This is a genomic window from Collinsella sp. AM43-1 (assembly GCF_003467925.1).
Classification (GTDB): domain Bacteria; phylum Actinomycetota; class Coriobacteriia; order Coriobacteriales; family Coriobacteriaceae; genus Collinsella.
The window spans coordinates 1-298 of the sequence record NZ_QSFR01000020.1; positions in this window are offsets into that span (position 1 = coordinate 1).

A 298-nucleotide genomic window follows, 5' to 3' on the forward strand; every position below is an offset into this window, starting at 1 on the left:
ACATTAAGTGGCCTCCTGTTCGTGCGGAACTCGCGATAAACCTAAGCCGGTGTCCCCGCTCTCCCGGGGCCTGTCGTGGCTTGGCCGTTGCATGCGGCTCGCTTTTCGGAACGGGGCTGACGGACACGTTCCGAAATCTACCACCGTCGCTGTGCAGGGTGTCTATAAAGAGCCGTGGCCAAAAAACATCAAATATGAGTACTGATACTCTTTTAGTAGCAGTAATTTTGACCACATTTAAGGTGATTTGACGTGTCGATCGAGCAGATAAGCTGCCGTATCTCCTCAAGTGTTCATT